Here is a 7,471-nt window from a genome sequence, read left to right as displayed (position 1 = left end):
GGGGCAGAGCGACGAGGGGTTGCGCGCGGCCGTCGCCCTGCGCGAGCGGCGCCCGGGCCAGCCGGTCCTGGTGGTCAGTCAGTACGTGCAGCGCTCGTACGCGGCGGATCTGCTGGACTCCGGGGACGGCTCCGGCGTCGGCTATCTGCTGAAGGACCGGATCGGCCAGATCGAGGAGTTCGTGGCCGCGGTGACCGAGGTGGCCGCGGGCGGGACGGTGGTCGACCCGGAGGTGGTCCGGCAGCTGCTGCGCCGCCGCCGGGACCCGCTGGAGCGGCTGACCCCGCGTGAGCGGGAGGTGCTGGCGCTGATGGCGGAGGGCCGGTCGAACGCGGCGATCTGCCGGGCGTTGGTGGTGTCGGAGGCGGCGGTGGGCAAGCACATCGGCAACATCCTGATGAAGCTGGACCTGCCCCCGGCGGAGGAGACGCACCGCCGGGTGCTGGCCGTGCTGGAGTTCCTGCGCGCCTGACGGGCCGGGCGCGGCCCGAGGCGGTCGGCCCGTCAGGCCCAGGGTGTAGTGGGCGTTGAGGCCGCTGGGGTTGGGGAGCACCCACACGGCGGTGTCCCCGATGCCCTGCTCCTGCCGTCCGATCGACGCCGCCCGCCGGCCGAAGGCGGTGCGGTAGGCGCCGATGCCGAGGACCGCCAGGGCGCGCGGCCGCAGCCGCAGCACCCGCTCGGCGAGCGCCGCGCCGCCCGCGCGCAGTTCCTCGGCGGTCAGCTCGTCGGCCTTGGCGGTGGCGCGCGGGGCGACGTTGGTGATGCCGAGGCCGAGGCCGAGCAGCTGCCGCTGCTCGTCCGGGCGGAACTGCCGGGGCGTGAAGCCGGAGCGGTGCAGCGCGGGCCAGAAGCGGTTGCCGGGCCGGGCGAAGTGGTGGCCGGTGGCTCCGGACCACAGCCCGGGGTTGATGCCGCAGAACAGGACGCGCAGACCGGGGGCGGTGATGTCCTCGATCGTGCTGTCACGGGCGGCGAGCAGCTGCTCGGCGGTCGGCTTGGGCACCGCGCCCGGCGCGGGGGCCCTGGTCGGCTTCTCGGTCACGGGTCCAGTCTGCCGGTGCCGACCGTCGTCCGGACGCCCGCCCCCGCGGCCGCCGCCGGAGCCGGCCTGCTCGCCGCCAGCGACCTGGTCCGCCGCCGTTCCCGCAGCCACCGCACGCCGTACACCGCCGCCGCCGCGTAGGCCCAGCCGACGAAGACGTCCACCAGGAAGTGCTCCGCCCCGTACACCAGGGTGAAGGTCATCGCGAGCGGATAGGCGACCAGCAGCACCCGCAGCCAGCGGGCGGCGGTCGGCCAGAAGAAGAACAGCAGCATCGCCGGGTACGCCGAGTGCAGCGAGGGCATCGCCGCGACGTCGTTGGCGAACTGGCTGCCGTTCTCGAACACCGAGGCGGCCCGGGGCAGTCCGCTCTGCCCGAGCACGTCCGAGACCACCCGGGTCAGGGCCGGCAGGTGCCCCTCCTGGGAGGCCAGCCACGGCGGCACCGCCGGGTAGAGGATGTACGTCGCGAAGCCGGCGAAGGTCAGCACCAGGTAGCAGGTGAGCAGGTGCCGGAACCGGTCGTGGCGGCGGCGCCAGAGCACCGCGAGCACCACGAAGACCATGAAGAAGTGCGACATGTAGACGGTGACCGCGGCGTAGTCGTACCAGTGCGGCGAGCCGGGCGTCCAGAGCCCGTGCTGGAGCCGGACCGTCAGGGTCTCCCCGAAGCCGAGGAGTTCGTCGGCACGCTGCTGCGGCCACAGGTACGGGCCCCAGGGGGTGCGCGCGCCGTAGCCCCGCAGCAGCGAGTACGTCCAGACGACGGCCATCACCGGGACCCAGTCGCGCAGCACCAGCAGGAAGCCGCGCGGACCGTGCCCGCTGTGCACACCGGCGGCCAGCAGCGCGCCGATCAGCCACAGGAAGACCAGGTCATTGGTGTACGGCAGGCCGTAGGCCCGCAGGTACCACAGCAGGGCGGCGAGGTAGAGCGGCCACGCCAGCAGCCGGAGCCGGGCGGCGGCGCCGGTGCGCGGGCCGCGCTCCGGGAGCCGGTGGCCGGACGCAGCCGCCCGGCGCTCGCGGACGGGTCGGGCGGCGCCGGGCGGAGCATTCTGGTCATGCCGGTCGAAGCTAGCAAGGCATTCTTGGAGAACTCTCGGTGCGAACGTCCGGTCCGTTCAGGAAGGGTTCAGAATTGCCCCGGTTGGTGCAGTGCGGCGACGGCCGACCGGGTGGCCCGGGCCGGCCTCAGGACACGATGCCGAGCTCGTGCGGGGTGTTGTTGAACCGTCGGCCGCCCTGCTCGGTGACCGTGACGATGTCCTCGATCCGCACCCCGAACCGGCCCGGCAGGTAGACGCCGGGCTCGATCGAGAAGCACATGCCGGGGACGAGCGGCTGCTGCTCGCCCTCGACCAGGTACGGCGGCTCGTGCGTGGTGATGCCGATGCCGTGGCCGGTGCGGTGGATGAAGTACTCGCCGTACCCGGCCTCGGTGATGACCCGGCGGGCGATCCGGTCGATCTCCTGGCAGGCGACCCCGGGCCGGACGGCCTCGAACGCGGTCTGCTGCGCCTGCCGGACGATGTCGTGGACCTTCCGCACCTCGTCCGGGACGTCGGTGCCGACGTGCACGGTACGGGTGGTGTCGGAGCCGTAGCCGTCCTTGAGGCCGCCGAAGTCCAGGACGACGGTGTCGCCGGTCCCGATGATCCGCTCGCCGGCCTCGTGGTGCGGGTTGGCGCCGTTGGGGCCGGAGCCGACCACGGTGAAGTCGACCTGGCTGTGCCCGTACTGGATCAGCAGCGCGCTGAGGTCGGCGGCCACGTCGGTCTCCCGGCGGCCGGCGAACTCCACCTCCAGGATGCCCCGGTAGGCGGCGTCGGCGGCGCCGCCGGCCGCGGCGAGGCGCTCCAGCTCGTCGGGGCCCTTGACCGCGCGCAGCATCGGCAGGGTCTCGGTGAGCGAGGTCCAGCCGGTGCCCGGCAGGGCGGACTGGAGGCCGAGCAGGTGCATCGCCCAGGTGTTGTCGGAGACGCCGTACCGCCCGGCCGGGTCGAGCAGCGGGACGGCGGCGGCGTACGGGTCCTGGCCGTCGGTCCAGTCGAGCAGCCGGACGGCGGGGGCGCCCTCGGCCCGCTCGGCGTCGGGGCGCTCCAGGGCGGGGACGATCAGCACGGGCTCGCGTCCGGCGGTGAGGACGAGGGCGGTGAGCCGTTCGGTGACCGCGGTCGGCCGGTAGCCGGTCAGGTGGACGAGGTCGGGGCCGGGGGCGACGACCAGTCCGGCGAGTCCGGCGGCGGTGGCGGCGGCGGCGGCCCGGTCGAGGCGGGTGCGGTAGTCCTCGGTGGTGAAGGGGCGGGGCATGCGGGACTCTCCAGGCGGGGGCATGTGGGTCTCCTGACTGTGCGGGGGCGGTCGACGGGCGGGCCGGTTGCACGTCGACTCCAGCACGGGTGGTGCCTGTTCGTCACGGGCGCGGGTCGTGGTGAGCGTGGTTCGTCACGGCCGGTGCGAGTCGGCGTAGTGCCGGAGGAAGAGCGCCTCGACGTTGGCCATGTGCTCGATCTCGGCGGGGTCGACGCTCTCGTTGGGCGCGTGGATGAGGCAGCGCGGCTCCTCGACGCCCATCAGGATGATCTCCGCCTCCGGGAAGGCCTGGGCGAACACATTGCAGAGCGGGATCGAGCCGCCCTGGCCCAGGAAGGACATCGGCCGCCCGTAGACCTCCTGCATCGCCTTGTCGAGCGCCGAGTACGCCGGACCGCCGGTGGCGGCGCGGAACGGCGAACCGGTGCTCTCCGGGGCCACCTCGATCCGCACGCCCCACGGCGCGGCGGCCTCCAGATGGGCGGTGAGCGCGTCCCGGGCTGCGCCCGCGTCCGTCCCGGGCGGGACGCGCAGGCTGACCCGGGCCCGGGCGGTGGCCGGGATCGCGGCGGCCGACCCCACCACCGGCGGGCAGTCGATGCCGAGCACGGTGACGGCGGGCCGGGCCCACAGCCGGTCGGCGACGGTGCCGGAGCCGGTCAGCCGGACCCCTTCCAGCACGCCGGCGTCGGCGCGGAACTGCTGCTCGTCGTAGCCGGCCCCGACCCAGGTGCCGGTGCAGTCCAGCCCGTCGATCCGGGTGCCGCCGTCGGCGTCGCGCAGCGAGTCGAGCACCCGGACCAGCGCGGCCAGCGCGTCCGGGGCCGGGCCGCCGAACATGCCGGAGTGCATGTCGCCGCCGAGCGCGGAGACGGTGACCACCACGTTCGCCAGCCCGCGCAGCGAGGTGGTGGCGGTGGGGACGCCGACGGCGGCGTTCCCGGTGTCGCAGACCAGCAGCGCGTCGGCGTGCAACTCGCCGGCGTGCGGCGGCACGTACGCCTCCAGGCCGCCGGTGCCCTGCTCCTCCGAGCCCTCCACGACCAGCTTGAGGCCGACCGGCAGGTCGTCGCCGAGGGCCCGCAGCGCGGTGAGGTGCATGACGATGTTGCCCTTGCAGTCGGCGGTGCCGCGCCCGTACCAGCGGCCGTCGCGCTCGGTGAGCTCGAACGGCGGGGAGGTCCAGGCGGCGTCGTCGAGCGGGGGCTGGACGTCGTAGTGGGCGTAGAGCAGGACGGTCGGCGCGCCGGGCGGCGGCGGGCGGTGGCCCACCACGGCGTGGCTGCCGTCCGGGGTCTCCTCCAGGTGGACGTCGCGCAGTCCGGCCTCGGTGAAGGCCGCGGCGACCCACTCCGCGGCCCGGCGGCAGTTCTCGGGCGGGTACTGGCGCGGGTCGGCGACGGAGGGGAGGGCGACCAGCTCGGCGAGGTCGGCCTTGGCCCGCGGCATCAGGTCGGCGATCCGGCGGGCGAGTTCGTCGGTCATGGGGGGCTCCTCCGGGAGCGGTGGCCGGGCGTCAGTTGCGGACGGTGTCGTGGAGCTTGAGGTCGTCGATCTTGTCCTTGATGGCGGCGAGCTTGTCCGGGCAGTACACCGAGAGCACGATCGACTCGGCGAAGACCACCTCGCGGTCGGAGAGCACCGGCCGCTGGCCCGGGCCGGCCGCGCCGTTGGACATGCCGTACGTCCACTGCGCCTGCTTCAGCGCGTTGGCCGGGTCCTCGCAGACGGCGCCGCCGTCCTCGCCCAGGGTGTGCACGATCTGGTTCTGCGTCGGCACCGGGTAGCCGGCGGCGCTCAGCGCCTCGCTCAGCTGCTGGGCCTTGCGGTTGGCCTCGTTGGTCTGGTGCAGCTGGGTGTAGGTGAGCAGGCCGGTGATCAGCATGCCGACCAGCAGGACGATCGCGCCGAGGTAGATCCAGCGGTGCCGGGAGGCCATCAGGCTGGTCATGCCGCACCTCCGTCCTTGCGGGGACCGTCCGCCCCGGCGTCGCCGAGCTCGGCGGCCTCCTGGGCGGCGAGCTCGGCCTGCGCCTCGGGCGAGCGCCACGTCGGCTTGCGCAGCCGCAGGAACAGGTACGGGATCAGCAGGCCCAGCACCACCAGGCCGCTGCCGACGATCAGCACGTACGACCAGGCCGAGCCGCTGCCGAACTGCGAGGAGGGCACGAAGCCGATCGCCATCGCCGCCGCCGAGGACACCAGGCCGGTGACGGCGATCGGCACCAGCGCCGGCGCGTGGTAGCCGCGCGGGTGGTCGGGCTGGGTGCGGCGGAGCCGGATCGCCGCGGCGAACATCAGCAGGTAGACGATCAGGTACACCTGGGTGGTGATCACCGAGAAGACCCAGTAGGCGCTGGAGACGTTCGGGATCAGCGCGTAGGCGAGGGCGATGACGGTGGTGACCACACCCTGGGTGACCAGCAGGTTCTGCTGGATGCCCTCCTTGTTGAGCCGCTGCAGGAACGGCGGGAGGTAGCCCTCCTGGCGGGAGATCATCAGCAGGCCCTTGGACGGCCCGGCGAGCCAGGTGAGCATGCCGCCGAGCGAGGCGGCGACCAGCGCCACCGCGATCACCGGGGTCAGCCAGCCGATGTGGAAGTACTGGAAGAAGGAGTCGAAGGCCTGCATCACGCCGGCCGTCAGGCTCAGCTCGGCGGACGGCACCACCCAGCTGATCGCCAGCGCCGGGAGGATGAAGATCGCCAGCACCATCCCCGAGGCGGTGAACATCGCGCGCGGGAACTCCTTGGCGGGGTCGCGCAGCGAGGAGACGTGCACCGCGTTCATCTCCATGCCGGAGTAGCTGAGGAAGTTGTTGACGATCAGCACCAGGCTGGCCAGGCCGGTCCACTGCGGGAAGATGTGCGAGGCGTCCATCGGCGCGGCGGACTGGTTGCCCTGGCCGAGGAAGACCATGCCGAGCACGACGAGCAGCGTGCCGGGGATCAGCGTCCCGATGACCAGGCCCATCGAGGAGAGCCCGGCCACCGCCTTGGTGCCCCGGGAGGACACCCAGACGCCGGCCCAGTAGAGCACCATGATCACGATCGCGGTGTACAGGCCGTTGCTCGCCAGTGCCGGGTTGACCACATAGGCGATGGTCGAGGCCACGTACGCGAGCAGGGACGGGTAGTAGAAGATCGTCATCGCGAACTGGCACCAGACGGCCAGGAAGCCGAGCGGCTTCGACAGGCCCTCCGACACCCAGCGGTAGACGCCGCCCTCCCAGCCGGACGCCAGCTCGGCCGAGACCAGCGCGGTCGGCAGCAGGAAGACGACGGCCGGGAGCAGGTAGAGGAAGACGCAGGCGAGGCCGTAGACCGCCATGGTGGGCGCGGCGCGCAGGCTGGCCACCGAACTGGTGGTCATCAGGGCGAGCGTCAGCCAGGACATCCGGGGCGCGTTCGCGATCCTGGTGGCCACCGCACCGGTGCGCTCGCGGGCCGTCCGCGGCGAGGGGCCGTCCGGTGCGCCGCCGTCCGGTACGCCTCCGGACGTGCCCCCGCCGGACGTGCCCCCGCCGGGGGCGCCGCCGCGGGGTGCGCCGCCGCCGGGACTGCCCCGGCCGGACGACGGTATGTCCATGGAACTCATGGGTCCTCCTGGGGTGGCCCGACAGCACTGGTCCGGGGGTGGCCCCGGGGCGGGCCGTACCCGGCCAGTTCACCCGGTTGGCGAGGCGGCCGCATGCGGCGTGCGTCCGCCCGGGTGAGCGGTGGTCAGGAGGACGGTGGTCAGGAGGGCGGTGGGGGGTCGGTGGTCAGGGGGCGGGGGCGGGGCCGCGCCGGGTCGCGCTGACGGCCGCTCCGGCTTCGGCTCCGGCCCCGACCTCGGCCCTGTCGCCGCTTGCCGGCTCCCGGAACGACGGCGGGCCGGGCACGGAATCGTAAACGCCGGGCGGACTGTCGGTGCCATGGTTCAGGATGACTGAATGTCATACGAACTTCAGGCGCTGATCGGCCCGGCGGAGCTGGTCGCGGTGGCGGCCGCCGAGGTTCCGGCCGCCCGCCCGCGGCCGCTCGCCCAGGGGCTGGCGCTGATACCGGCGACCCCCGAGTTCCTGGCCGCCTTCCGCGGCGGCGAGGGAGCTCCGCCCGCCCCGGGGAC

6 protein-coding genes and 1 pseudogene are annotated in these 7,471 nt (G+C 73.8%); 1 reads left to right on the top strand and 6 read right to left on the bottom strand.

Translation table 11 applies throughout. The features are described 5' to 3' along the window. Positions 1–472, top strand: a 472-nt coding sequence (locus tag VR45_RS43570) for a response regulator transcription factor (protein ID WP_078896140.1), incomplete at its 5' end; no start/stop codon positions are given. Between the two features lie 39 nt (positions 473–511). Here VR45_RS43570 and mug read toward each other — a convergent pair. The 6 genes and pseudogenes from mug to VR45_RS01655 all read right to left on the bottom strand — a co-directional run. Beyond that, positions 512–1,006 (bottom strand): annotated as a pseudogene (gene mug, locus VR45_RS01680) (G/U mismatch-specific DNA glycosylase); the annotation flags it as partial. Positions 1,007–1,041: 35 nt separating this feature from the next. Continuing rightward, the gene (locus VR45_RS01675; RefSeq protein WP_052708773.1) at positions 1,042–1,878 is read right to left on the bottom strand and encodes a phosphatase PAP2 family protein; all 837 of its coding nucleotides are present in this window, start codon (positions 1,876–1,878) and stop codon (positions 1,042–1,044) included. Between the two features lie 361 nt (positions 1,879–2,239). Then, entirely contained in the window at positions 2,240–3,382 is a 1,143-nt protein-coding gene (locus tag VR45_RS01670; RefSeq protein WP_045937853.1) for an aminopeptidase P family protein, read from the bottom strand. 111 nt (positions 3,383–3,493) lie between these two features. After that, the gene (locus VR45_RS01665; RefSeq protein WP_045937852.1) at positions 3,494–4,846 is read right to left on the bottom strand and encodes a dipeptidase; all 1,353 of its coding nucleotides are present in this window, start codon (positions 4,844–4,846) and stop codon (positions 3,494–3,496) included. A 31-nt stretch (positions 4,847–4,877) separates the two neighbouring features. After that, on the bottom strand, positions 4,878–5,312 hold the full coding sequence (locus tag VR45_RS01660; RefSeq protein WP_045937851.1) for a hypothetical protein: 435 nt from the start codon (positions 5,310–5,312) through the stop codon (positions 4,878–4,880). After that, the gene (locus VR45_RS01655; RefSeq protein ID WP_078896139.1) at positions 5,309–6,757 is read right to left on the bottom strand and encodes an APC family permease; all 1,449 of its coding nucleotides are present in this window, start codon (positions 6,755–6,757) and stop codon (positions 5,309–5,311) included. The genes VR45_RS01660 and VR45_RS01655 overlap by 4 nt, the downstream gene beginning before the upstream one ends. Positions 6,758–7,471: the final 714 nt, after the last annotated feature.

The organism is Streptomyces sp. NRRL S-495 (genome assembly GCF_000966955.1).
Classification (GTDB): Bacteria; Actinomycetota; Actinomycetes; order Streptomycetales; family Streptomycetaceae; genus Kitasatospora; species Kitasatospora purpeofusca.
Note: the sequence above shows the minus strand (reverse complement) of the source record. Positions and strands in the feature narration are given on the sequence as shown.

Bases quoted from the DNA above. Each gene is read 5' to 3' on its own strand.
- VR45_RS01670 (WP_045937853.1), bottom strand. From the start codon at position 3,382: ATGCCCCCGCCTGGAGAGTCCCGCATGCCCCGCCCCTTCACCACCGAG.
- VR45_RS01665 (WP_045937852.1), bottom strand. From the start codon at position 4,846: ATGACCGACGAACTCGCCCGCCGGATCGCCGACCTGATGCCGCGGGCC.
- VR45_RS01660 (WP_045937851.1), bottom strand. From the start codon at position 5,312: ATGACCAGCCTGATGGCCTCCCGGCACCGCTGGATCTACCTCGGCGCG.
- VR45_RS01655 (WP_078896139.1), bottom strand. From the start codon at position 6,757: ATGTCCTGGCTGACGCTCGCCCTGATGACCACCAGTTCGGTGGCCAGC.